Origin of the sequence: Blautia sp. XA-2221, from assembly GCF_028767025.1 — a bacterium.
Lineage (GTDB): Bacteria > Bacillota > Clostridia > Lachnospirales > Lachnospiraceae > Blautia_A.
On the sequence record NZ_JAJQXX010000005.1, the window covers coordinates 102,081 to 128,020 of the forward strand.

The 25,940-nt window shown below is 41.0% G+C and carries 21 protein-coding genes and 1 other annotated feature; of the genes, 12 read left to right on the forward strand and 9 right to left on the reverse strand.

What is annotated here, in order from left to right:
* Positions 1-76: 76 nt before the first annotated feature.
* Positions 77-1,435, reverse strand: coding sequence for an MATE family efflux transporter (locus LU279_RS06105; protein ID WP_274421644.1), 1,359 nt, complete (start codon positions 1,433-1,435; stop codon positions 77-79).
* A gap of 274 nt (positions 1,436-1,709) precedes the next feature.
* Between LU279_RS06105 and LU279_RS06110 the strand changes: the two genes are divergently transcribed.
* The 3 genes from LU279_RS06110 to LU279_RS06120 all read left to right on the forward strand — a co-directional run bounded on the left by LU279_RS06110 (position 1,710) and on the right by LU279_RS06120 (position 3,382).
* On the forward strand, positions 1,710-2,069 hold the full coding sequence (locus tag LU279_RS06110; protein ID WP_274421645.1) for a YccF domain-containing protein: 360 nt from the start codon (positions 1,710-1,712) through the stop codon (positions 2,067-2,069).
* 69 nt (positions 2,070-2,138) lie between these two features.
* Positions 2,139-2,897 carry an N-acetyltransferase gene (locus LU279_RS06115; protein ID WP_274421646.1) on the forward strand — a complete coding sequence of 253 codons (759 nt, stop codon included), beginning with the start codon at positions 2,139-2,141 and terminating at the stop codon, positions 2,895-2,897.
* A 104-nt stretch (positions 2,898-3,001) separates the two neighbouring features.
* Entirely contained in the window at positions 3,002-3,382 is a 381-nt protein-coding gene (locus LU279_RS06120) for a mannose-1-phosphate guanylyltransferase (protein WP_334305584.1), read from the forward strand.
* Between the two features lie 244 nt (positions 3,383-3,626).
* On the opposite strand, the gene LU279_RS06125 is transcribed toward LU279_RS06120, so the two are convergent.
* The gene (locus LU279_RS06125) at positions 3,627-5,078 is read right to left on the reverse strand and encodes a CapA family protein (RefSeq protein ID WP_274421648.1); all 1,452 of its coding nucleotides are present in this window, start codon (positions 5,076-5,078) and stop codon (positions 3,627-3,629) included.
* 269 nt (positions 5,079-5,347) lie between these two features.
* On the opposite strand from LU279_RS06125, the gene LU279_RS06130 reads away from it, so the two are divergent.
* Positions 5,348-6,181: a deoxyribonuclease IV gene (locus tag LU279_RS06130; protein ID WP_274421649.1), complete on the forward strand. Its 834-nt coding sequence runs from the start codon at positions 5,348-5,350 to the stop codon at positions 6,179-6,181.
* Between the two features lie 130 nt (positions 6,182-6,311).
* On the opposite strand, the gene LU279_RS06135 is transcribed toward LU279_RS06130, so the two are convergent.
* On the reverse strand, positions 6,312-7,301 hold the full coding sequence (locus LU279_RS06135) for a 2-hydroxyacid dehydrogenase (RefSeq protein ID WP_274421650.1): 990 nt from the start codon (positions 7,299-7,301) through the stop codon (positions 6,312-6,314).
* 330 nt (positions 7,302-7,631) lie between these two features.
* On the opposite strand from LU279_RS06135, the gene LU279_RS06140 reads away from it, so the two are divergent.
* The gene (locus tag LU279_RS06140) at positions 7,632-8,108 is read left to right on the forward strand and encodes a GNAT family N-acetyltransferase (protein WP_274421651.1); all 477 of its coding nucleotides are present in this window, start codon (positions 7,632-7,634) and stop codon (positions 8,106-8,108) included.
* A gap of 150 nt (positions 8,109-8,258) precedes the next feature.
* Here the strand turns inward: LU279_RS06140 and aroA are convergent, their stop codons facing one another.
* Both aroA and LU279_RS06150 read right to left on the reverse strand, forming a co-directional pair.
* The gene (gene aroA, locus LU279_RS06145) at positions 8,259-9,530 is read right to left on the reverse strand and encodes a 3-phosphoshikimate 1-carboxyvinyltransferase (protein ID WP_274421652.1); all 1,272 of its coding nucleotides are present in this window, start codon (positions 9,528-9,530) and stop codon (positions 8,259-8,261) included.
* Positions 9,531-9,538: 8 nt separating this feature from the next.
* Positions 9,539-10,630: a prephenate dehydrogenase gene (locus LU279_RS06150; RefSeq protein ID WP_274421653.1), complete on the reverse strand. Its 1,092-nt coding sequence runs from the start codon at positions 10,628-10,630 to the stop codon at positions 9,539-9,541.
* Between the two features lie 208 nt (positions 10,631-10,838).
* Here LU279_RS06150 and LU279_RS06155 point away from each other — a divergent pair, with 208 nt between their 5' ends.
* From LU279_RS06155 to LU279_RS06165, 3 genes are all read left to right on the forward strand, one after another.
* Positions 10,839-12,932 (forward strand): elongation factor G, encoded by a 2,094-nt coding sequence (locus tag LU279_RS06155; RefSeq protein ID WP_274421654.1) that lies wholly within the window; start codon positions 10,839-10,841, stop codon positions 12,930-12,932.
* 280 nt (positions 12,933-13,212) lie between these two features.
* Entirely contained in the window at positions 13,213-13,578 is a 366-nt protein-coding gene (locus LU279_RS06160) for an ArsR/SmtB family transcription factor (RefSeq protein WP_274421655.1), read from the forward strand.
* Positions 13,579-13,580: 2 nt separating this feature from the next.
* Positions 13,581-14,339, forward strand: a complete 759-nt coding sequence (locus LU279_RS06165) for an EFR1 family ferrodoxin (RefSeq protein WP_274421656.1) — start codon at positions 13,581-13,583, stop codon at positions 14,337-14,339.
* A gap of 37 nt (positions 14,340-14,376) precedes the next feature.
* Here the strand turns inward: LU279_RS06165 and LU279_RS06170 are convergent, their stop codons facing one another.
* Positions 14,377-14,754, reverse strand: coding sequence for a hypothetical protein (locus LU279_RS06170; protein WP_274421657.1), 378 nt, complete (start codon positions 14,752-14,754; stop codon positions 14,377-14,379).
* 40 nt (positions 14,755-14,794) lie between these two features.
* Positions 14,795-15,379 carry a hypothetical protein gene (locus LU279_RS06175; protein ID WP_274421658.1) on the reverse strand — a complete coding sequence of 195 codons (585 nt, stop codon included), beginning with the start codon at positions 15,377-15,379 and terminating at the stop codon, positions 14,795-14,797.
* 321 nt (positions 15,380-15,700) lie between these two features.
* Between LU279_RS06175 and pflB the strand changes: the two genes are divergently transcribed.
* From pflB to pflA, 3 genes are all read left to right on the forward strand, one after another.
* Entirely contained in the window at positions 15,701-17,800 is a 2,100-nt protein-coding gene (pflB, locus tag LU279_RS06180) for a formate C-acetyltransferase (protein WP_274421659.1), read from the forward strand.
* 73 nt (positions 17,801-17,873) lie between these two features.
* Complete coding sequence (gene grcA3, locus LU279_RS06185) at positions 17,874-18,116, forward strand: autonomous glycyl radical cofactor GrcA3 (RefSeq protein ID WP_022066536.1); 243 nt, start codon at positions 17,874-17,876, stop codon at positions 18,114-18,116.
* A gap of 4 nt (positions 18,117-18,120) precedes the next feature.
* Positions 18,121-18,882, forward strand: coding sequence for a pyruvate formate-lyase-activating protein (gene pflA / locus LU279_RS06190; RefSeq protein ID WP_274421660.1), 762 nt, complete (start codon positions 18,121-18,123; stop codon positions 18,880-18,882).
* Between the two features lie 107 nt (positions 18,883-18,989).
* On the opposite strand, the gene LU279_RS06195 is transcribed toward pflA, so the two are convergent.
* Positions 18,990-21,602, reverse strand: coding sequence for a YfhO family protein (locus LU279_RS06195; protein WP_274421661.1), 2,613 nt, complete (start codon positions 21,600-21,602; stop codon positions 18,990-18,992).
* A gap of 108 nt (positions 21,603-21,710) precedes the next feature.
* Positions 21,711-21,930: a binding site (T-box leader), on the forward strand.
* A 110-nt stretch (positions 21,931-22,040) separates the two neighbouring features.
* On the opposite strand from LU279_RS06195, the gene leuS reads away from it, so the two are divergent.
* Entirely contained in the window at positions 22,041-24,449 is a 2,409-nt protein-coding gene (gene leuS / locus LU279_RS06200; RefSeq protein ID WP_274421662.1) for a leucine--tRNA ligase, read from the forward strand.
* 82 nt (positions 24,450-24,531) lie between these two features.
* On the opposite strand, the gene LU279_RS06205 is transcribed toward leuS, so the two are convergent.
* Entirely contained in the window at positions 24,532-25,593 is a 1,062-nt protein-coding gene (locus LU279_RS06205; protein WP_274421663.1) for a site-specific integrase, read from the reverse strand.
* Positions 25,594-25,940: the final 347 nt, after the last annotated feature.

Genomic DNA, 25,940 nt, shown 5'->3' on the forward strand with positions numbered 1-25,940 from the left:
CTTTCTGTCAGATGATAAATCTGAAAGGGGTATCCTTTTTTGTCAGGTTAAGCCTGTGGTCGTGATCGATATTCTTTTACGGTTCCAGTCTGTGGCTGACCCGGCGGAATGTCAGGTTAAATACAACTCCTTTGGCAATGGAGGTGAGGGTCAGAGCCCACCAGATACCGGTCAGTCCAAGTGATGTGCCGGTAAGTATAAGAGCCAGAGGAATGCGGGATCCGGTAAGCAGAATACTGATGATACTGCATATTTTGGTTTTTCCAAGACCGGACAACGCTCCGATGGTAAGCATTTCCACACAGAGAAAAGCTTCGCCCAGACCAATAATGATCATATATCCTACTGCGATTTCCAGAACCTCCGGTTCGTAGAAAAACAGAGAGGAGATCTGTCGTGGGAACAGGACAAAAATTGCTGTTACAATAACGCCCCAGGTAATCATGATCTTCATGGAAACTTTGTAGCCTTTTCTGATCCGGTCTGTTTTTCCTGCTCCGTAATTCTGTGCCACAAAGGAGTTCAGCGCTGTGGCAAAACCGTCTGCAGTATTCCAGGAGATGGACTCAATCTGTCCGCCCACTCTCTGGGTGGCAATGGCTCCCGGACCAAATGCGGAAACCATACGGGTAAGCACCATGGAGATCATACAGTAAAGAGTACCCTGAAGAGCAGTGGGACCTCCGATTCGGCAGATAGAGTGGTAGACAGCATGGTCAGGTCTGGTAAATAAACGTACATGACGGAGAACATTATCCTGATTTTTTTTCTGAAAAATACCTGCGATCATCACTGCCATAACAATAAACTGGGCGGTAACGGTTGCTATTGCAGCTCCGGCAACCTCCAGACGGGGGCAGGGACCGATTCCGAGAACCAGAAGCGGATCCAGGATCATGTTCAGTACCAGACCGATCAGATTGGCGATAAATGGTGTTTTTGAATTTCCCTGAGCGGTATAAATTCCGGTAAGGGTATAATTAAGATAGGAAAAAATAATCAGCCCACAGGTGATCTTCATATAAATTTCTGCATGTGCATAGGTCTGAGGGTCCCCCAGATGAAAAAAATCCAGAAGCGGTCCGGTAAAGACCAGGCACACTGCGGAAAATAAAAAGGCAAAAATACAGGTAAGCTGAATGGCCGCAGACGCGTAATCTCTGGCTGCTCTGGTATCTCCACGTCCGCAGCTTTGGGCTACATTGACCTGACCGCCCATACGGGCCAGAGAGCAGAGCCCCTGGGAAAGCCATACATACATACCGCCCATTCCTACGCCTGCCACTGCTTTGGAACCAAGAACACCGATCCATGCCATATCGGTAATGTTGTAGGCTGTTCCAAGAAAGGAAGAAGCCATAATGGGCAAAGCAAGCTTTGCCAGAGTTTTTACAATAGGACCATTGGTAAGGTCTGTCTGTTGTTTTTTGTTCATAATCATCTCTTTCCTGTCTGTAAAAATGCATTATGAATCTATCTTAATGAATTACCGGGCAGAATGCAACAGAAATTTATAAACTGCAAGCCAACAATTGAAAAAGCACTTTGAATTTTCATGTATGTTATTTACAACAAAAGCAGTAAATAATATAAGGAAGTCTTTCAGTATTAGCAAAAAGCATATTACGGATATACAGAAGAATATGGTATACTTTATATGTAAGGTGTCTATACAGGAAACAAAAACAAAGGAATCAGGAGGTCAGCAAATGGGTTGTCTTGGAAACTTGTTGTGGTTCATATTCGGAGGAGCGATCAGCGCACTTAGCTGGTGCCTGGCAGGATGCCTCTGGTGCATTACTGTTGTAGGTATTCCCATAGGAATGCAGTGCTTTAAGTTCGCGTCTCTCAGCTGTTTCCCTTTTGGGAAAGAAGTGCGCTATGGTGGAGGAGCAGTTTCCCTGCTTGTAAATATTATATGGCTGATTGTTTCCGGTCTGCCTCTGGCAATCGAACACGCAGTTATGGGTGTGATCCTCTGTGTGACAGTTATAGGAATTCCCTTCGGACTTCAGCAGTTTAAACTTGCCAAGCTTGCATTGATGCCATTTGGAGCAGAGATATATTAAAAAGTGATGTAGAGGGATTATCTGGCTATTGAAAAAGTGATAATTTGAATTTAGAAATGAGATACTTTTATGGAATATATTAGAGTAACCAATGAAAACATAGACAAAGAGCATATATGCTGTGCGATTTCAAATAACAATGATATTCAGGTATCATCAAAAAAGGCCTGGCTGCAAGAGCAGTTTCATGAGGGATTAGTTTTCCTGAAGAGTAAAGAACGAGGGAAATGTTTTATTGAGTATATACCTGCTGAAAACGCCTGGAACCCGATTGTTGCAAATGGTTATATGTATATTAACTGCCTTTGGGTAGCCGGTTCATTCAAGGGACATGGATACTCAACCGACCTGTTGAATGCGTGTATGGAAGATAGTAAGATGAAAGGCAAAAAAGGGTTATGCATTTTATCTTCCAAAAAGAAAAAAACATTTTTGGCTGATCCAAAATTCTTAAAACATAAAGGTTTCGATGTTTGTGATGAAGCCGATAATGGAATTCAGTTATGGTCTTTGCCATTTGATAAAAATATTCCGTTACCTGAATTCAAAATTTGCGCAAAACACCCTCATATTAATGAAATGGGATATGTTTTGTATTATACCAGCCAATGTCCATTCAATGCGAAATATGTTCCCATCATAGAAAAGATAGCAGAAGAAAAGGGCGTGCAGTTTAAAACTGTTCATTTGCAGAGTAAAGAGCAAGCCCGGAACGCACCCACACCGGTTACAACGTATGCCTTGTTTTATAATGGGGAGTATTTAACAAATGAGCAGCTGAATGATAAAAAATTTTTAAAGCTGCTGGAAACATACAGTTCGGTTTGATGAACTGAAAATTTTAGCTTAGAAAAGGTAAACCCCACAAGACTGGGAGAAAGGAGAATGATCCATTACCCTCAAAAGAGGATAATTGGATGATATGTGATAAAATGATAAAGGATTTAATGTATATAGAATTAAAAACAGGATATTCTGATGATGGTCCGGCGTGGATCGGGTATGTGAAAACTTCAAAAACGAAAAAAACTGTTTATTTTAATGACCATGCGTTTCAGAAAAGTATAGGAGCATATTCAAATTATACAGATATTGAAAATGGAGATGAGTACTGGATTTCCGGCTTAAAAAAGAAAGAGAGTAACCGCCATTGGGATGGACGTGGAAAAATCATGATTGACCGCAGAGCCGTAGATGAATATCTTTCTCTGATCGGAGAAGAAAAATTACCGTTAAATCTGTTTGAAATAATTGATATAGAAGACAGATTTCCTGTTGAACGAGTAAATAAATTATTAAATGACAGGGACTAAAGGCAGAATTTCGTGAAAAATAACTGACAAAACGAAGTAAAAATCACCTCTGAAGAGCTGATCCTTGTGAATGAAATAAAGTCAGGAAATCTCAGATATAAAGACATCATTTTCATAACAAAGAGTACAGACGATCTCGGTTTTATCTGGGATAATCTGTACTCTTTATTGTTAAAAAACACTATGGGAGAAAATGCTGCTTTCCTCCTGTGTGATTTTTGCTGTTATAAGGAAAGTGACTTTTTTATTCCTGTTGAAAATCTTCTGATTCAAAATCGCCTTCAGCCAGATCAGTGGATTCCGGATCGGATTCGCTGATCGATGCCGATGCTTCGGCAGGTGTGATCCAGGAGCTTCTTTCCTGAATTTTGGACAAAATCCGATCAGCTTCGTCACCCTGAGCAGGAGTGGGCTGATAATTGTTATAATCATATTCAGAGGAAATGGAACAGGGGATCACATTGGTGACATTGTCCGCTTTTACTCCGTTTTTATCTACAGTAAAGGTTTGCTGGAAGATCATGGTATCCATATCACTTGGGTACGAATTTCCTCCAAAACAGAAATTACCCAGACTGTAAACAATGTTTTTGCCTTTGTATTCTTCAATACCCTGAAGTACATGAGGGTGATGCCCACAGACAAGATCTGCGCCTTCATCAATGGCAAGTCTTCCCAGTGTCATCTGGTTGCTGTCCGGAACTTCTTCTTTTTCATTCCCCCAGTGGAAGATCACAATGGTGATCACAGCTCCCTCTTCTTTTACTTTGGCAATATTGCGTTTCAGCTGTTCTTCCCGATCCAGATGATCTTTCAGTTCATAGATGCCCACAAGGCCTACTTTGATACCTTTGACATCTATAACAGCTGTTTCATCATACCCGAAGTGAGTGATTCCTTTTCGGTCAAGAGCAGTCAGAGTATCTGTAAAGCTCTGTTCGCCATAATCATGGCTGTGATTATTTGCTGTATTTACTGCTTCCACAGAACCGGCAGTGAGTATATCTGCATATTCAGCCGGAGCCTTAAAGGCAAACTGCTTTTCCTCTCGTTCTTCGGAATCGGTAAGAGTTCCTTCAAAATTTGCGATTGTCAGATCGTCGGCAGCAAAAATACTTTTTACATTGGAGAAAAAGTAATCAGCGCCATAGCTTTCATAAAAGGCATTAAGACTGGTATCATAGTCAAAAGATTCATCTGTGCCAAGGGTACAGTCGCCAACCACACTGACAGTCAGTGAAATCGGATCTTCAGGAAGATTCGGGTTTTTAGCGGTCTCTTCTGTATTTTTATCTTTGGAAGACGTATCCTTGCCTTTTCCTTTTTCAGCAGGATTATTTTTTCCCTCTGCCTGAGTATTCTGTGAAACAGCCGATTCCGATTTTTTGTCCCCGCAGCTTCGGATCACAAAAGAAATCATAAGAAGAGAAAGCAGAAGTACAATTCCAGTTGTTATCAGAAAGATTTTTTTCTGCCTTTCCCGGTAATATCGGGATTTGCGACTGATACGACGTTTGTGTGACACGGCACGTGAATGGTTTCTGTTTCCACGGTGAATGGAAGACGCTCTGGAGCGTTGAGAGGATTTGGAGGATGATTTTTTTGCATCCCGGGAATCAGGCCTTGTTTTTTGCCCGGAAGTCCGGGAACCTTGACTGGAAGGACCAGATTTCTGGTTTTTAGATGGTGGATTCATACGCGGCTCCTTTATCGTTTGTAAAAATATGCAGACAGCCGGATTTTTGGTTAAAAATTCCGAATATCAGCAATTAATAAAAGTATAGGTATTTTTTGGATTTTCGTCAACAGATTTTCTCTTTTTGTATAGAAGGTTTTCTGTTATAATGGGGAAGTCCGGAGTATGTGATCGAAAATAGGAATATGGCGCCGGGGTATGTTTGGGTGTCAGTGATCGATGATGGCATTACATATGTTTTGGACAAATACAGAAGATGGAGAAAAGATATGTTATATATTGGAAATCATACAACCTCATCCAAAGGTTATGAAAAAATGGCTCAGCAGATGATTGCAAATGGAGGAAATACCTTTGCATTTTTTACAAGGAATCCAAGGGGAGGCAGTGCAAAAGCCATTAATGAGACAGATGTGAAGAAATTTCTTTCCCTTGCCGGGGACAATGGATTTGGGAAAATCGTGGCTCATGCCCCTTATACCATGAACTGCTGCGCAGCCAGAGAAGATCTCAGAGAGTTTGCCAGAAACACCATGGCGGACGATCTGAAACGTATGGAATATACACCGGGAAATTATTATAATTTTCATCCCGGAAGCCATGTGGGACAGGGAGCAGAAACCGGGATCAGGAAGATCGCGGAAATTCTCAATGAGGTTCTCACAGAGGAGCAGACAACAACCGTTCTTCTGGAAACAATGGCCGGTAAAGGTTCTGAAGTAGGAAGGAATTTTCAGGAACTTCGTGAGATTTTGGATCTGGTGGAAAAAGATCACAAAATGGGAATCTGCCTGGATACCTGTCATGTTTGGGACGGCGGATATGATATTGTCAGTGATCTGGATGGGGTTCTGACTGAATTTGATAACGTGATCGGACTTGAGCGTTTAAAGGCCGTTCACCTGAACGACAGCATGAATGGACTTGGAAGCCATAAAGACCGTCATGCAAAGATTGGGGAAGGTCAGATCGGTCTGGAGGCTCTGGTTGGGGTTATCCGTCATCCGGCTTTAAAAGATATTCCGTTTATTCTGGAAACGCCCAATGATGATGAGGGCTGGACAAGAGAGATTGCCCTTCTCCGGGAGTTATATGAGAAGTAAACAGCTGTGAAAAACACAGAAAATATATGTACAAAAATTCATGTACAGATTTTTGTTTGTTACATCCGATTATAAAATAAAATCCCCTGCAGAATGTTAATAAGAAACATTTCTGCAGGGGATTTTTTACTCAGAGTCTTACTTCATTTTTCAGTTTTTTGTTATCACGGAAATCAACCGCATTCTGAAGGGTAGTTTCCGCTATATTTGTGAGAGCTTCTTCTGTAAAAAATCCCTGATGGGAAGTCATTGCCACATTGGGGAAAGACAGAAGACGCTGGATGGTAGAGCTTTGGAGAATCCGTTCAGACATATCTTCGTACACAAGATCAGATTCTTCTTCGTATACGTCAAGTCCTACCGCATAAAATTTATGATCCCGGATCCCTGCAATCAGATCCTCTGTTTTGATCAGACCTCCTCTGGAAGTATTTACCAGAATCACGCCGTCTTTCATTTTTGCAATAGAAGAGGCATTGATCAGGTGATGAGTTTCTGCGGTCAGAGGGCAGTGAAGGCTGATCAGATCACTGGTACTTAAAAGTTCGTCCAGCGATACATATTCCAGAAAATCCAGTTCATTATTAGGATAAAGGTCATAGGCAATGACGCGCATACCAAATCCCCGGCAGATCCTTGCCATGGCAAGACCGATTTTTCCGGTTCCCACGATTCCGGCTGTTTTCTGGTAAAGATTAACACCCATAAGTCCGTTGAGGGCAAAATTATTTTCCCTGCATTTAATGTAAGCCTTATGGGTATGGCGGTTAGCTGTAAGCGCAAGCGCCATGGCGTGTTCTGCAACTGCTTCAGGAGAATAGCCGGGTACGCGCAGAATCTTGATCCCATACTTAGCTGCCGTCTGCAGATCTACATTGTTATAGCCGGCACAGCGCATCAGAATAACCTGAATACCCATGTCGTGAAGCACGTTGACCACGGGAGTGCTGATATCAGCATTGACAAAGGCGCAGATCCCGTCATAGCCTTTTGCCAAGGAGGCAGTTTCTTCATAAAGATTGGCTTCGATAAACTTAAAAGTAATTCCCGGGTATTTTGGGGCAAGTTTATCAAAAAACTGTTGATCATAGTCTTTTGCACCATAAAATAAAATTTTCATAAGAAGCTCCTTTCTGAGAATATGTATTGAGGGAATATCAGAATTGCAGTCCATATGGTATGCCATGGCGGCTGATGGAAGAAGGAGAGTTTACAGAAAACAAATTCTGAATATCAATACTGTGTGTATATGTTGATTGAATTATACATTTATTTTTATGGAAAGTAAAGATAGAACAGAAAAGCTATCGCAAATAAAGAGAACAATAGAAATAAGAAAGTTTTTACTTGTTTATTATTGCTTTTTCAATGAAAATCTTTTATAGTAAGAATATTCTGATCATATAAGATATGAGATCTGGTGTAAGAAATTTTTGCAAAGGAGAAAAAAATGGAAGGATTACAGATAACAGAACTTACAGAAAAAGATTATGAAATGGTAAACAAAGCTTATCATCAACTTCACGAAGACCATGTAAAGGGAAGACCGGATATTTATATAGATACCCGGGAACTTCTGACAGAAGAGGAATTTCGGGAGATTGTAGAAAGCGAAGAGTATGTGGCTGCAGGAGCAAAAAAACAGGGCGAGCTGGCTGGGTTTGTGATCGCAAAGAGAAAGATAACCCCGGAGAATCCCATGCTGAAAAAGAATCATATTCTGTATGTTGATGCGATTTATGTAATGGAAAAGTTCAGAAAACAGGGAGTAGGCAGAAGCTTGTATGCTTATCTGGAAGCTTTGGCAGAAAAAGAAAAGCTTCAGAGAATCGATCTTAAGGTGTGGGCTTTTAATACAGGAGCCGTTGCCTTTTATGAAAGCCTGGGATTTCAGGTGCAGAGCTTTAATATGGAAAAAAGATTTTAGGAATATAGTTGTTACATAAAAAATCGGACAATTTTCAGAATATGTTTATTTATGGAAATAAAACTGATTTTTATAAGAAACAGAAAATTCACAAATAAAAGACAGCAGCACTGGATCGTAAAATCAGGATCCGGCACTGCTGTTTTTATTTCAGGTAAAAGAATAAAGATCTTTATAAAAATCAGGATAGGAGATATTGACGCATTCTCCGCCACGGATATCCATATTTCCTTCACAGACAGTTCCTGCTACTGCAAAGGACATGGCAATCCGGTGATCCAGGTGGGAATCAATGACAGCTCCGTGCAGGGCTTTACCGCCGTGTATTATCATTCCGTCATCAGTTCCTTCAATATCCGCGCCCATTCGTTTCAGATTATCCACCATAACTGCAATTCTGTCAGATTCCTTGACTTTCAGTTCCCGGGCATCTCGGATCACAGTTGTTCCCTCTGCAAAGGCTGCCATGACTGCAAGCATTGGAATCTCATCAATTAGAGTTGGGATATCTGCTCCTTCAATGATGGCTCCCTTCAGGCTGCTTGTACGGACAAGAAGATCAGCTGTAGGCTCTCCATCATATTTTTCATTTAAAAGAGTAATGTCTGCACCCATGGAGCGGCAGATTTTAAGGATTCCTGCTCTGGTAGGATTAACACCTACATTTTTAAGAAGAATCTCACTGTTTGGAGTCAGCAGACCTGCTGCAATAAAATAAGCGGCAGATGAAATATCACCGGGAACAGTGACCTCTCTTGCTTCAAGAACAGGTTCCGGTTTTATGGATGCAGTGGTACCTTCTGAAGTTATTTCAGCGCCGAAATAATTCAGCATGATCTCCGTGTGGTTTCTGGAAAGAAACGGTTCTGTCACACTGGTAATACCGTCGCCGTACATACCTGCCAGAAGCACGCAGGATTTCACCTGAGCGGAAGCCACCGGGGAATCATAATGAATGGCATGAAGGTTTTTTCCATTGATCATAAGCGGAGCGCATCCGTTTCCTTTCAGGCTTGTAATATCAGCGTCCATGGAGGTAAGGGGGGATATGATCCGGTTCATGGGACGGGTGCGGATAGAGTCGTCTCCGTCAATGTGGGAAGAAAAACTCTGACCTGCCAGTATTCCGGAGATGAGTCTGGTTGTGGTTCCACTGTTCCCGACATCAAGAGTTTCTGCCGGGGCGTTCAGTCCGTGTAATCCCCTGCCGTGAACAAGGATTTCTTCTCTGTTGTGTTCGATTTCAATCCCCATTTTGCGGAAACAGGAAATAGTGGAAAGGCAGTCTGCGCCTTCCAGAAAATGAGAGATTTTTGTGGTTCCTTTTGCAAGTGCGCCGAACATGACTGCCCGGTGGGAAATGGATTTGTCTCCGGGAACAGCAAGCGCTCCCTGAAGACCTGTCTGTTTTTTGATTTCCATAGTATTACCTACCGTTCATATACAATATAATTTCTTTTTTTCAGAAGAGCGGCGCCTCGCTTCATGGCGTCCTCCTCATAAAATTCAATTTTCAGTACACCCTGTTCAAATTCGCGGTTGTGGATGATGCCGATATTTTTGATACTGATATTGTCCATGGCAAGGATGGTGGCAATAGTAGCAATTCCGCCTGCTTCATCCACAATATCAAGATAAAGAACATATGCTCTGGTGATCAGACCGCTTGAGGTTACATCAATAGAATCCCGGTAATCTCTGGAAGCGGCAAAAAGCTGATAAAGCTGGTCTGCATCTCTGTTGTCCACAGAGCAACGGATCTGGATCAGCATACGGATATATTCATCCAGGACAGTGGAAATATTTTTTGTGTTCTCCAGGCAGATCTGCTGCCACATGACAGGAGAGGAGGATGCAATGCGGGTAATATCCCGGAAACCTCCGGCTGCGATGGTTTTCATATATTCTGCATCATTGTCAAGGGCGCTGACAAGATTTACCAGAGAAGAGGCAATGATATGCGGAAGATGGCTGACTCCTGCTGTAATAAAATCATGCTCTTCAGCAGTAAGAACCATGGGAATGGCTCCCAGTGAATCCACAAGCTCTGAAAATTCAGTTAATTTATTTAAAGAAACCTGACCGCCCGGTGTGAGGATGTAGTAGGCGTTTTCCAGAAGATGGTCGGAAGAATTGGAAAAGCCTGACTGTTCGGAACCGGCCATGGGATGACCGCCGATAAAGCAGTGATCCATTTCCAGTTTTTCTACAGTCTCGTGGATCGGTCCTTTTACACTTCCGGCATCCGTGATGATACAGTTGTCAGAGATAATGTTTTTCAGGTATTTCAGATATTCAATGTTATATTCGACAGGGGCGCACAGAAAAATATAGTCGCAGGCTTTATAACGTTGGTCCTCTTTTTCCAGTACACCGTCAATAACACCGCTGTTTAAAGCTGCGGCAAGAGTTTCTTTATGTCTGGCGTATGCCAGGATATGGTAATCCGGATGAAATTTGCGGATTGCCTTTGCAATAGAGCCTCCGATCAGTCCAAGGCCGATAAAACCAATGGTTTTCATATGTTCAGGTATCCTTTCCCATGAAAAATATATTCATATTTTAAAAGATAAGGGGAAAAAAGTCAAATACTGTAGGAAAAAGTAAAAATTCGTGAAATTTTCACATTATTTCAGTAAAAAAAGTTGTTAAAATTATATAAAATACTTGAAAAAGCTGAGAAATTTTAGTAAAATATGAACATATTAGACAAACAGGGAGGTATTACATATGGACGTTTATAGAACTGACCGAATCAGAAATGTAGTCCTATTAGGTCATGGGGGCTCCGGCAAAACTACACTGGCAGAGGCAATGGCATATCTTGCGGGAATGACAAGCCGCCTTGGAAGAGTAGAGGATGGAAATACAGTCAGTGATTTTGATAAAGAGGAGATCAAGAGACATTTTTCTATTTCTGCATCATTGATTCCTGTTCCGTGGGATAAAGTAAAAATCAATGTTCTTGATACTCCTGGATATTTTGATTTTGTGGGAGAAGTAGAAGAAGCAGTCAGCGCAGCAGATGCGGCTATCATTGTTGTTTCCGGCAAAGCGGGGGTTCAGGTCGGAACACAGAAAGCATGGAATCTCTGTGAAAAATACAGACTTCCTCGTATGTTCTTTGTAACAGATATGGATATGGATGATGTCAGCTATCGTAAGGTCGTGGAAGAGCTGACAGAGCTTTACGGCAAAAAGATCGCGCCTCTTCATTTTCCAATCCGTGAAGACGGCAAGTTTGTAGGCTATGTAAATGTTGTAAAACAGGCCGGAAGAAAATATATCGATAAGGGCGGCAAGCAGGAATGTGAGATTCCGGAATATCTGAATGAATATCTGGAAAAATATCACGACATCCTTATGGAATCTGTGGCGGAGACAAGCGAAGAATTTATGGACCGTTATTTTGAAGGTGACGAATTCTCTGTAACAGAGGTTTCAGCGGCTCTTGCAACAAATGTGCAGGACGGAAGTATTGTTCCGGTATGTATGGGCGCTCCGGTAAACTTAAGAGGCGTATCCAACCTTCTGGATGATATCTGCGGATATTTCCCGAGCCCGGATAAACGCTCCTGCAATGGAATTTCCCAGAAGACAAATGAGATCTTTGAGGCAAATTATGATTTTGCAAAAGCGAAATCCGCATATGTATGGAAGACGATTGTTGACCCGTTTATCGGCAAATATTCCTTTATCAAGGTTGCTTCCGGCGTTATCAAATCTGATGATACTCTTCTGAACGTGGAGAAAGGTGAGGAAGAACGTCTGAATAAACTGTATGTTCTGGAAGGCTCCAGACCTTATGAGGTTCCAGAACTCCATGCAGGTGATATCGGCGCTATTGCCAAGCTTAACAGCGTACAGACAGGCGACAGCCTTGCTACCAAGACAGCTCCGGTTCTTTATCCGAAGGCAGTGATCTCCACTCCTTATACCTGTAAGAGATATAAGGCAGTTAAAAAAGGCGATGAGGATAAAATTTCTCAGGCTCTTGCAAAAATGACAAGTGAGGATAAGACTCTTCGTGCGGAAAATGATTCTGCCAACAGACAGACTCTTCTTTACGGCATGGGAGATCAGCATCTTGACATTATTGTAGATAAACTGAAAGAGCGCTATAAAGTTGATATTGAGCTTTCCAGACCAAAGGTTCCGTTCCGCGAAACGATCCGCAAGAATTCTGATGTAGAAGGAAAGCATAAAAAACAGTCAGGCGGACATGGTCAGTACGGTCACGTTAAAATGCGCTTTGCACCGTCCGGTGATCTGGAAACACCATATGAGTTTGAGCAGGTAGTTGTAGGCGGCGCTGTTCCGAAAAACTATTTCCCGGCAGTGGAAAAAGGACTTCAGGAATGCGTCCTGAAAGGACCTCTTGCTTCCTATCCGGTTGTTGGTGTAAAAGCAACGCTTTATGATGGCTCCTATCATCCGGTAGACTCTTCGGAAATGGCATTTAAGATGGCTACCATCCTTGCGTTTAAGAAGGGCTTTATGGATGCTTCTCCGGTTCTTCTTGAACCAATCGTCAGCATGAAGGTAACAGTTCCGGATAAATACACCGGAGATGTTATGGGTGATCTGAACAAACGCCGTGGCCGCGTTCTGGGAATGAATCCGGATCATGATGGAAATACTGTAATTGAGGCAGATATTCCAATGCTTGAAATCTACGGATATTCTACAGATCTTCGTTCTATGACAGGCGGAAGCGGAGACTTCTCCTATGAATTTGCCCGCTACGAGCAGGCTCCTGCAGATATTCAGAAAAAGGAGATCGAGGCAAGAGCAGCCAAAGATGACGGAGCAGACGATAAATAAAAGACAGCCCCTTTCAGATGTGGGGTGAGATATTTCAAGGCACAGGAAGTGATTCCTGTGCCTTGATTGCTGCAGGCGTTTTATTTTAGATTCAGGATAGTTAAACTTTCTTTTAAAAGTTTAAAAGAGAGTTTCCAATGGTTTCTCCCTGCATTTTAACATTGAAGATACATGGTTTTTAAAAACATAAGCCTGAATGGTCTTTGTTTGCGCCACCAATATTGAATTGAGATTACGAAAAGACTATAATGGTTCATGCAGATGAACGATAGGAGGGAAAATGGATCAAACATTTATCTTAGAAAAACAAAAATTTATTGAGAATTATAAACTTGCCAGACCGATTATGACTATTTTAGGTGATGAAGTTCGACAGGAAATATTATTGGCTTTGATTGAAACCGGTGGAACGGGAGGAGTTCGAGTTGGAGAAATTCAGAAAAAAAGCCACGTTTCACGTTCAACAGTATCACACCATTTAAAAGTGTTATTAAATGCCGGAATTATCAGTGTGAGGCATGAAGGAACCAAAAACTATTATTATATTGACTTTAATGATACGACGGTGAAACCGGTAATTCTTTTTTGGCAACAGGCAGAGCCTATGTTGAAACGTTGTATTGAAGAAAGAGAAAAGAGGTTATGAATATGAGTATCTATGCAGTATATTTCAGCCCGACAAACAGTACGGAAAAAACAGTAAAAACAGTTGCAAATGAATTTGGAAACTATCAGGAAATTGATCTGGGCAAAAGAGAGAATGTATTTGATCGATCATTTGACAAAGAAGATATTTGCATTATTGGTGTTCCATCTTATGGTGGCAGAGTTCCTCCGATCGCATTGGAAAGAATGAAAGATTTTAACGGAAACAATGCGAAGGCTGTTTTAGTAATAACTTATGGCAACAGAGCCTATGAAGATACGCTTAGAGAACTGGCAGAATATGTAACGGATAAAGGCTTTTGCTGTATCGCTGCTATTACGGCTGTTACCGAACATTCTATCATGCACCAGTTTGCAACAGGTCGTCCTGACGAAGCAGACCAGAAGGAACTTCTGGAATTTTCAGGGAAAATACTTGATAAGATAAAAAATACCTCATCATATGATGAATTAAAATTACCGGGTAATTACCCATATCGGGAATATAAAGGCGTTCCATTAAAGCCCAAGGCAGGAAAAGAATGTACAGGCTGTGGCTTATGTGCAAAATTATGTCCGGTAGGGGCCATTTCCGCTAAAGAGCCGAAAAAAACGGACACAAAATTATGTATATCATGTATGAAGTGTATCAATGTATGTCCTCAAAAAGCAAGAAAATTAAATTCCCTTTTAGTTAAAGTAGCATCCAAAAAAATGGAAGCAGCCTGTAAAAGCAGAAAGGAAAATGAACTTTTTATATAATTTCGGATATGCTGTTTGCAGCATAAAATCTGTCTGGCTATAGGTAAGTTCTCATTTTGGTAAGAAGGGCATCCAGATTTTCCTCCTGTGTAGCAAATCCATAAACTTTTTTGGATATTCGGAGCTTTATCATGTCCCCATCTGTTAAATAGATTCGGAGAATATATTGAAGAGGAAACAGACTCTTTCGCACTTTGGTTTTCTGGATGTTTCTGAAAGGAATACGACTGGTTCCTTTTAGATTCTGCGAATCGCCTTGAAGAAGAGTTGCTAAGATCGCATTTTCAGTCAATCCTAAATATCCAAATGTGTAGTTCCGCTTTTGCAATAGACAGCAGTAAACCGGCGCTTGTAAGGTTTCGCCTTTTTCCAGCAATAAAGAAAGCGCAGGAACCATCTGTTCATAAAATGTCATTTCAGTACCTCCATTAAAAAAGAAAATTACCGACAAAATGTTATCGTTCCAGTAATACAGGGAAGAATTTTAACAAAAAATCAATTCCGTAAGTGAATATGAATAGCCCTAATACTATTGAAATGATTGTCCCTGCTTTAATTTTTTTGTTCAGAATAAATACTGCCGGATGTTTTGGGTCAAGATATATTTTGTAAACGTTTCCCTGTGTCATATGCTGATTTAATTGTTTATGAGATATATTTTGTGTTGTTTGTTCACGATAATATGTTCCATTATAGGTATATTCAAATACTGGAGCTTGAGTAGAAATACCATTGCCGCCATAATATGTGTTATAGTCGCAATACACACCGTCCACTTTTTCTCTGCAACGCAATAATGAATACAAATCATTTCCCCCGATTAAAATACATATCAAACCAAATAAAGTTATTCCCAACGGATAAACCGCAAGTTTACCATATGGCAAAGCTATAGATAAGATAGAAATAAATCCACAACTAATGAAACAAATAAACATGATCAAGCTTATAAACGGCATAATTTTATAGCGTTTTGTTCTGATGATCCTAAAACAAACTATGCCAAATACTATTGTTAAAATATAAATAAGAACAGCCATTATCTGATTACTCCTTTATTTCCATACTTATACATAAACATTATAACATTTGTGTGGCTGAGAGTCATTATTTTTCTACAGTACAAATGGAAATTCATAGGAAAATAAAATATGCGCAGACGGTACAGAAATCTGTTATTATTTACATAAAAATAGACAAAAAAAGTACAATATTTTTGTGTAAAATATGGAAACTGAAGATTGACTACTAAAATATACAAGATATGCCTTGACGGGAAGTTGGTTATACTATATATTCTAAACATAAAATATAAGTTGCACACAGATAACTGTGTGGATTAAAAAACAGGAGGATGATTCATGAGACAGGAATGGGCTTCATTTAACGGAGGCGTTTGGCAAAAAGAAATCAACGTGCGTGATTTCATTCAGAAAAACTATACACCTTACGAGGGAGATGAATCCTTTCTGGCAGGACCTACAAAGGCCACAAACGATTTATGGGCACAGGTTATGGAGCTGACAGAGGAAGAGCATAAAAAAGGCGGTGTCCTGGATATGGATACTCATATTATCTCTACTATCACATCTCACGGACCAGGATATCTGAATAAAGAAAAAGAAACGATTGTGGGATTCCAGACAGATAAGCCTTTTAAGCGGGCGCTTCAGCCAAACGGCGGTATCCGCATGGCTATGAAAGCCTGCGAGGACAATGGCTATCATGTGGATCCTGAGATTGTAGATTTTTATACAAAATACAGAAAAACACACAATGACGGTGTATTTGACGTATATTCACCGGAAATGCGCGCCTGCCGTTCCAGCCATATTATTACTGGTCTGCCGGATGCCTATGGCCGCGGCCGTATTATCGGCGATTACAGACGAGTAGCGCTTTATGGTGTAGACCGTCTGATCGAGGATAAAGAGGATCAGAAAGCAGGAACACGAAGCAATATGTACGAGGATGTGATCCGTAGTCGAGAGGAACTTTCCGAGCAGATAAAAGCATTAAAGGAACTGAAAAAACTGGGTGAGATTTACGGCTTTGATATTTCAAGACCGGCTCAGAATGTGCAGGAAGCCATTCAGTGGCTGTATTTTGGATATCTGGCAGCCATCAAGGAACAGAATGGCGCTGCAATGTCCCTTGGGCGTACTTCTACTTTCCTTGACATTTATGCAGAACGTGACCTTGCAAACGGCACCTTTACCGAGGAACAGATCCAGGAATTTATCGATCACTTTATTATGAAGCTCCGTCTTGTGAAATTTGCAAGAACTCCGGAGTACAACGCACTGTTTTCCGGAGATCCTACCTGGGTTACAGAATCTATCGCAGGTATGGGAATTGACGGAAGAAGTATGGTAACAAAAATGTCCTATCGTTACCTTCACACACTTTCCAATTTAGGACCTGCTCCGGAACCGAATCTTACTGTTCTGTGGTCCACAAGACTTCCGCAGAACTTCAAGCGCTTCTGTGCAAAGACCTCCATTGCATCCTCATCTATTCAGTATGAGAATGACGACCTGATGAGAGTGACTCACGGAGATGATTATGCTATTGCATGCTGCGTATCTTCCATGCGAGTAGGAAAAGAAATGCAGTTTTTCGGAGCTCGTGCAAATCTTGCAAAATGTCTTCTCTATGCAATCAATGGTGGTGTGGATGAGATCACAAAGAAACAGGTGGGACCTAAATATCGTCCGATCACCTCAGAATATCTTGATTATGATGAGGTAATGGAGCGTTATGACGACATGAGCCGCTGGCTGTCTCATGTATATGTGAATACGCTGAATATCATTCACTATATGCATGACAAATACTGCTATGAGCGTATTCAGATGGCACTTCATGACAAAAATGTAACACGGTGGTTTGCAACAGGTATTGCAGGACTTTCTGTAATTGCAGATTCACTTTCTGCCATTAAGTATGCAAAAGTAAAAACTATCCGTGATGAAAACGGTATTGTTGTGGATTTTGAGGTAGAGGGAGATTATCCGAAATACGGAAATGATGATGACCGTGTGGATGAGATCGCATACAAGATCGTAAAAGACTTTATGCATTATGTGGGAACAACTCAGACTTATCGCGGCGGTATTCCTACAACTTCTATCCTTACTATTACTTCCAACGTAGTATATGGTAAGAATACCGGAGCAACACCGGACGGACGTAAGGCTGGAGAGCCGTTTGCTCCGGGCGCAAACCCAATGCACGGAAGAGACAGCCGTGGTGCGGTAGCATCCTTGAGTTCTGTTGCAAAGCTTCCGTTTAAAGAGGCACAGGACGGAATTTCCAATACCTTCTCTATTATTCCGGGAGCTCTGGGAAAAGAGGATATGGTAATGCTGGATTCCATCAGCCTTGATGACCTGAGCTTTTCACTGGAACCGGACTGCGCATGCTGCGAGCCCAACCTTTCCGTAGATGAAGCAGAATAATTTTGGTTACTGTTTACTTCATTTACAATAAATGATTTTACAGAATTTATTTATATAACAGGAGGAAATGATTATGAATATCAGCGACGCACAGATTGACAACCTGGTAAACTTACTTGACGGCTATGCAGAAAAAGGCGGCCATCATCTGAACGTAAATGTTTTTACAAGAGAAACTCTTCTGGATGCTCAGGCACATCCGGAAAAATATCCGCAGCTGACTGTCCGCGTGTCCGGCTATGCGGTAAACTTCAATAAGCTGACAAAAGAGCAGCAGGACGAGGTTATTTCCAGAACCTTCCATGAAGGAATGTAAGCATATGGCAGAGGAATATAACCATAAAGGATATATTCATTCTACAGAGAGCTTCGGGACCGTTGACGGTCCCGGAGTTCGTTTTGTAGTATTTTTTCAGGGCTGTCCCATGCGATGCCTGTACTGCCATAACCCGGATACCTGGAAACCGGGTCAGGGACAGCAAATGACTGCGGATGAAATTCTGGAAGCCTACAGGAAGAATGAAGTTTTTTATAAAAACGGGGGGATCACTGCTACCGGAGGAGAACCTCTTATGCAGCTTGACTTTCTGACAGAGCTTTTCCGGAAAGCAAAAAAACAAGGCATCCACACCTGTCTGGATACTTCCGGAATCATGTACCGCAAAGAGCGACAGGAAGAATTTGACAGGCTTTTTGAGGTTCTGGATCTGGTGCTTCTGGATTTTAAGCACAGCAATGAAGAAGGTCACAAAAACCTTACAGGTCTTGGACAGAAACATGTGCTGGAATTTGCCCGCGCCCTGGAAGAAAAAGAGATTCCCATGATCGTCCGTCATGTGGTGGTGCCTGGAATCACAGATGATGAAACGCATTTAAAATCTCTTGGAAAACTGCTTGCCGGTTTTCGCAATCTGAAAGGTCTGGAGATTCTTCCTTATCATACGATGGGAAAAGCAAAGTATGAAAAGCTTGGACTTAATTATCCCCTGGAACAGGTGGAAAATATGGATAAGGAAAAAGCTAGGGAAGCACGGAATATCATATTAAGATCTTTTAAAAATGAAAAAATGATAGCAATATAAACTGGGATTAAAAAAGATCTCCTGCATGATATGTACTTTGCTTATTGGATACTAAGCAAATAAGAGATATATCTTGAGAGGAGATCTTTTTGATGAAAGAGCATAATTTATTTGTTTTTCATTCTTTTTTTAGTTCTGTGCAGAAATACCCATATAAGAATAGTAACGCCACAAATCGAACTGATCAATATACCCTGTTTCAGACCGGGTGCTTCAAATTTAAGAGTAATCTGATGCTTTCCTTCCGGGATTTCTACAGACATAAAAACGCCCATTGCAGATTTAGCAGAGGTTTCTTTTCCGTCTACAAAAATTTTCCAACCGTTATCAAATGGTATGGTTAAAAACAAAAGATTTTTTCCGGAAATATTATTTACCACCCCCGAGAGGAAATCATCAGATGCAACTTCTAATTTTAATCCTTCTTGAGAAAGCAGACGGAAATAGTCTTTAGTAACATTCATATCCTGATAATAAACCCATGCATCTGTAAGGGAAAGACTGTTTGTAAGAGGGAAAATTTCGATTTTGACATTTTCGCCTTTTTTAAAATTTCCAAGACGTAGAATATCATAGTAATGAGGGTCAAAATATTTTCCCAGCAATTTTCCATTTACATAAATTTTAGCAGCTTTCATTGTTTCGGTTCCAAACCATGCGAATACGGGATTATCAGTTTGGGCTGTAAATGTATAAACAACAGATCCTAAGTGATCAGGATCAATTTTATTGTAGGTATAGGGTGAGTCCTGTGATTTTTCCATATTGATTAACTGTATGTCGCTAAGTTTTTCCGGGAAAAATAAATCTTTTCCTATACTGTTTTCCATGGAATTCCACAATTCATTTTGTAACTGAAATTTATGCGGATTATCTATGGAAACATCTAAAACAGAATCATCTGCCATAAAACCAAAAGGAAGTGCATAGGGATTTTTGTATATTTTTACTTTTCCTATTGTTTCCTGAAGTTCATAAGGGTAACCTAATTCCGTTTCTGAACAGAGATATTTTACAGCCAGGAGACTGTCGGCAGCATATGTGGAGCCGCGGTTATAATAAGCCCAGTTCCCATTGTTTCGGAAACCTAACTGTCCCATAAAATATTTAATATGATTTTTTTCGCAAGAACTGTAATGTGAAAGACCTTTATAATTCAGTAACATAGGATCACATTCTTTTCTTCCAAATGTTTTTTCCATACGGAAAAAGTCATTGTCATGCTGTTTTATATAATTAATTGCAGGTTCTGCTTCTTGCACCTGTGCAACATAGTCACCATAATCTGCATAGTTAAAGACGCTCAGAGAGAGATGTCCGTTTATAAAAAGTTCTGTACATCCCAAGAGTAACAGCATTAAAAATAAACTTTGCTTTTGTGTTTTCAGATACAAAAGAAAAATTATGCCGCCTGTTGTTGCAATGCAGATACTTACCAGGTATTTTTGGGGCATCAAAAAATCATAAGGTCTGTTCCAGGTAAGGAAAACACAAATCAACAGAAATATATATATCATTACCTGAGATACAAAATTGTAACGTATGGAAACTTTTTCCGCAGCACAATATCCGTGCCATCCGGCATAAATAAGCAAAAAGCTGAATAAGAAACTGAAACGAAAAGGAAACCAGGTTGGTTCATTAAAGCCATGCCAGATCATATTCAGACCTTTCAGATAAAAAGAAGCAAGAAGAATGGTCAGCAGAAAGAACATACCAAGTCTTTTTTGTATTTGAATTTTTTTATTAAGAAAGAATATTCCTGCAAATACTAGCACGATCATTCCACAGTATATATTGGGCAGTGGAATATATCTATGAGGCTGTCCGGTAACTATTTGACCATAATCGAAAGAACCGATAAATATTTTTGACAGAAAATCTCGTAATGGAAAAACTTTACTCATTGTCAGCATAGATATATCAAAGACAGCTTTTCCTCCTTGTAGTGATTTCAAAGCAGGAAGAATTACATACATACCAAGTCCGCCGCCAAGTATGGATGATGCTCCATACTGAAAAAGAACTGCAATATTTTTGTTTTGTTTTTCGGTGCAGCATAAATACTGGTATAAAAAAAACAAAGCTGAAAATATACAAATCATAAAGCCAAGGTAATAATTTGTTACTATGCAGCCAAATAAGGAAAATAAATATAAAAAAGGAGTTCTTTCTTTTATGATACGTTGAATTCCTAAAACAAGCAGCGGAAGAAGGATTACGCTGTCTAGCCACATAATATTTTGCTGATACACTATATTATAGGCCATCAGTGCATATGAAGTAGAGAAAATTAATCCGTGCCAAGTTTTATTTTTTGTAATACAAAGATAAAAAGCAAGACCACAAAGCCCGATTTTTAACAATGTGATTATTTCAACAGCTATAGGAAGCTGTTCCGTGGAAAACAAAAGCAGCAGAAGATTAAACGGACTCATAAGATAATAGGCATTTAAACCGGCCATATCTCCGCCTAATGTTTTGGAAAAGGAATAAAAAAATCCTCTATCACCTGTAAGCATTTCTCTTAAATAGGAAAAAAATGCAATATATTGTGTGTTTAAATCTATGGTCAGAACAGTTTTTTCTCCCGTTGGCAGAATTCCAATGCAGACATAGATCAGCATCATAAGTGCGACCGGAATAAAAAATGCCAGTATCGGCCATAGTTTATTTTTTTTGGTTGTCATTTTTTTAGCCCTCACTTTTAAATTATTCATCTTTAAACGTATTTAGTGTATCAATTTCATTTTACCCCCCCCCGATATAATAAAGTCAAGTAAATTAATTCTTGACAAACCTGAGGGGAATCGTTAGAATTATTAAAGATAAAGACGAAGAAGAGGAGTAGTAGGAAAAGTTTTCCTTTTTCAGAGACCTGTCGGGTGGTGCAAGGCAGGAGAGGATATTTCTGAACTCGCCTTGGAGTTGCCGAAGTGAACAGAAAGTAGCTTTGGACGGGAAATCCCGTTACAGATTCAATGAGTGCATCGGAGTATATCCGGTGAATTAGAGTGGTATCACGGAATTCAGCCCTTCGTCTCTAAATACAGAGATAAGGGCTTTTTATTTATCATAAAAGCAGTACAGTCTGTATGCCTTTTCTGATAAAAAATGCTCCGGGAGGATGCGACCATTTATGCAAGGAGGAAAAAACAATGGCAGTACCTTACAATCATAAAGTGATTGAAAAAAAATGGCAGAAAGTCTGGGATGACAACAAAGCCTTTGCTGCAACAGATGATTACAGCAAACCGAAATATTATGCTCTGGTAGAGTTCCCCTATCCGTCAGGACAGGGACTTCATGTAGGACATCCGAGACCTTATACAGCACTTGATATCGTAGCACGAAAAAGAAGAATGCAGGGCTACAATGTTCTTTATCCGATGGGGTGGGATGCATTCGGTCTTCCTACTGAGAACTACGCCATCAAAAATAAGATCCATCCGAAGATCGTAACTGCAAATAATGTAAAAAGATTCAAAGAGCAGCTTCATTCCCTTGGATATTCCTTTGACTGGGACAGAGAAGTAAACACTACAGATCCGGAATACTACAAATGGACACAGTGGATCTTCCTGAAACTGTTTAATGCAGGTCTTGCTTACAAGAGTGAGATGCCTATTAACTGGTGTACCTCCTGTAAGGTAGGTCTTGCAAACGAGGAGGTTGTCAACGGTGTATGCGAGCGTTGCGGCGCACCGGTTGTCCGCAAGGTTAAGAGCCAGTGGATGCTGAAGATCACTGACTATGCAGAAAAGCTTCTGGAAGGTCTTGATGATGTAGACTACATTGAGCGTGTAAAGGTTTCCCAGAAAAACTGGATCGGCAAGAGCCAGGGAGCAGAGGTTGATTTTGCCATTGCAGGTAAAGAGGATAAGCTTACAGTTTACACTACCAGACCGGATACCCTTTTTGGAGCAACCTATATGGTAGTTTCTCCGGAACATCCTGCGCTGGAAAAATACAAAGACGAGATTAAAAACATGGATGCCATCCGGGAATATCAGGAACAGGCAGCAAGAAAATCTGATTTTGAGCGTTCTGAGCTTGCAAAAGACAAGACAGGTGTTCAGATTGACGGAATTTGTGCAGTGAATCCGGTAAACGGAAAAGAAATCCCGATCTGGGTTTCCGATTATGTACTGATGAGCTATGGAACAGGTGCTATTATGGCAGTACCGGCTCATGACACCCGTGACTGGGAATTTGCAAAAAAATTTAATCTTCCGATCATTGAAGTAGTAGCCGGCGGAGAGAACGTACAGGAGGAAGCTTTTACAGATGTTGCTACAGGCAAAATGGTAAACTCCGGGTTCCTGGACGGACTGGAAGTGGCAGAAGCAAAGAAAAAGATCATTGACTGGCTGGAAGAGAAAAAACTTGGAACAGGAAAAACAAATTATAAGTTGAGAGACTGGGTATTTTCCCGTCAGCGTTACTGGGGCGAGCCAATCCCTGTTGTTCACTGTGATAAATGCGGTTATGTGGCTCTTCCGGAGAGTGAGCTTCCTCTGGAGCTTCCGGATGTAGAAAGCTATATGCCTACTGATAACGGAGAATCACCACTGGCAGCTATGACAGACTGGGTAAATACTACCTGTCCGTGCTGTGGCGGTCCTGCAAAACGTGAAACAGATACTATGCCTCAGTGGGCAGGTTCCTCCTGGTATTTCCTCCGCTATACAGATCCAAAGAATACAGAGGCGCTTGCAAGCTCTGAGGCGTTAAATTACTGGCTTCCGGTTGACTGGTACAATGGTGGAATGGAGCATACAACCCTCCATCTTCTGTATTCCAGATTCTGGCATAAATTCCTTTATGACAACAAGGTTGTTCCCTGTGCAGAACCATACCAGAAGCGTACCTCCCACGGCATGATCCTTGGTGAAAATGGCGAGAAAATGTCCAAGTCCCGCGGAAACGTGGTAAATCCGGACGAGATCGTAAATGACTACGGCGCAGATACCCTTCGTACCTATGAGATGTTTATCGGAGCTTTTGAGCTCAGCGCATCCTGGTCTGAGAATGGTGTAAAAGGCTGCCGCCGTTTCCTGGAACGTGTATGGAAGCTTCAGGATATTCTGGTGGATGGCGATGGCTTCAGCAGCGATATGGAGACAAAAATGCACCAGACCATCAAGAAGGTAAGCAATGACTTCGAAAATCTGAAGTACAATACAGCGATTGCAGCCCTTATGGCTCTTCTCAATGACTTTGTCAAAAAAGGCAGCATTACAAAGGGCGAGTACAGAGCTTTCCTGCTTCTGCTCAATCCTGTAGCTCCTCATATTACAGAGGAAATCTGGAATACCTGCGGTTATGAAGGTTATGTATACCAGCAGACATGGCCGGAGTATGACGAGGCAAAAACAGTTGAGAACACCATTGAGATCGCGGTGCAGATCAATGGCAAGACAAGAGGTGTAGTTGCTCTTCCTGTTGATGCAGACAAGGAAACTGCTCTTGCAAAAGCAAAGGAAGTAGTGGCAGATAAACTGACCGGAACCATCATTAAGGAGATTTACGTTCCGAAGAAGATTATCAATATCGTGCAGAAATAAATATGAAAATAGAGCCTGACCCTATAAAATATAAGGAGTTCAGGCTCTTTGTTTATCTGTGATACTAAAATGATACTAAAGTTCAGACTTTCTTTATTTTTGCAACAATATCTCTCTGTTGATTCGGAAACAGGTGTGAATAAATCTTAAGGGTGATATCCGGCGATTCGTGTCCCAGGCGTTCCGCTACCAGTACCGGATTGGCTCCAAGGTTGATCAGAGCAGAAGCATGAGAGTGCCTGAGGTCGTGAACCCGGATTTCTTTTACACCGGCTTTCTGAGCGCGATCTCTCAACACAGAGCGGACATACTGAGGACGTTTTTCAAAAAGTCTTGCTGTTGGATCAGGCTCGTAGAGATGGGAAACATATTCCCTGATCTCCTGGGCAAGAAAGTCCGGTATATCTACAACTCTTTCTCCGTGAATAGTTTTTGGTTTGTCTATAAGGTCTTTTCCTGTGATTCGGTAATATCCTTTATTGATACTGATCTTGTTTTCTTTAAAGTCAATGTCTTGCAGAGTAAGAGCCAGTAATTCTCCCACACGCATTCCGGTATAGTACAGAATTTCAAAGATTGTAAAAAAGGCCAGGTTGTTATACGAATCCTTGCAAGAGCTTAACTGCTCTATAAACTTATGATATTCTTCTGGCGTCCAGAAATTAAGCTGCCGGGTTTTCTTGCTGCCAATGCTTTTCCCACAAGGATTCTTTGACAGCCCCACATAATCAACCGCATAAGAAAATATTGCTTTCAGGTAAATGTTGATCTGATTCAGGTAGGTGTCAGACAAACCTTTCTGCAGCATAACATTCTGCCATTCCATAATGTCAGTTGGAGTGATGTCTGATATGATCCGGTCCTTGAAGTAAGGTACAATATGATTGTCAATCATATTAAACCGGGACTGGGCGGTACTCTCCCTGATCCGAAGTGTGATATATTCCTTATAGCGTCCATACAGGGATTGAAAGGAAATATCAGGATTCCTTGCAAACTGTTCTAAAAACTTCCGCTCCCAGTCTTTGGCTTCTCTCTGGAGCTTAAAGCCTCGTTTCATCTTCTGTTTCTTCTGACCCTGCCAGTTTTCATAATAGAATTTGCAGTACCAGGTCTTTGTTTTCTCGTCAAAATATGATGGCATAATATCCTCCGTTCTGGCCGGGGGCGGTGGCTTAAAAACGAAGGTTGACGAATTTTTCTGTATGACATATAATATACTTAACAGGAGAGCCGGAAGGGAACCACTACTTCCCCGCCCCGGCGAAATGAAAAACTATTGAAAATAGCTCGTCGACTTTTGCAGGGTCAGGACGGGCTATTTTTTATGGGTAAGATTCAGAATTGCAACGATTAATAAGGCAACGCTTACAATCAGGCTTAATTCCTCATATGTACTCATTGGCACCACCTCCGACAGGCTCGGAACGGGTGCAGCTCGTCCCCCGGCTCCCCGGGTAAGCATATTATATTGTCATGGTATGGGCTCAA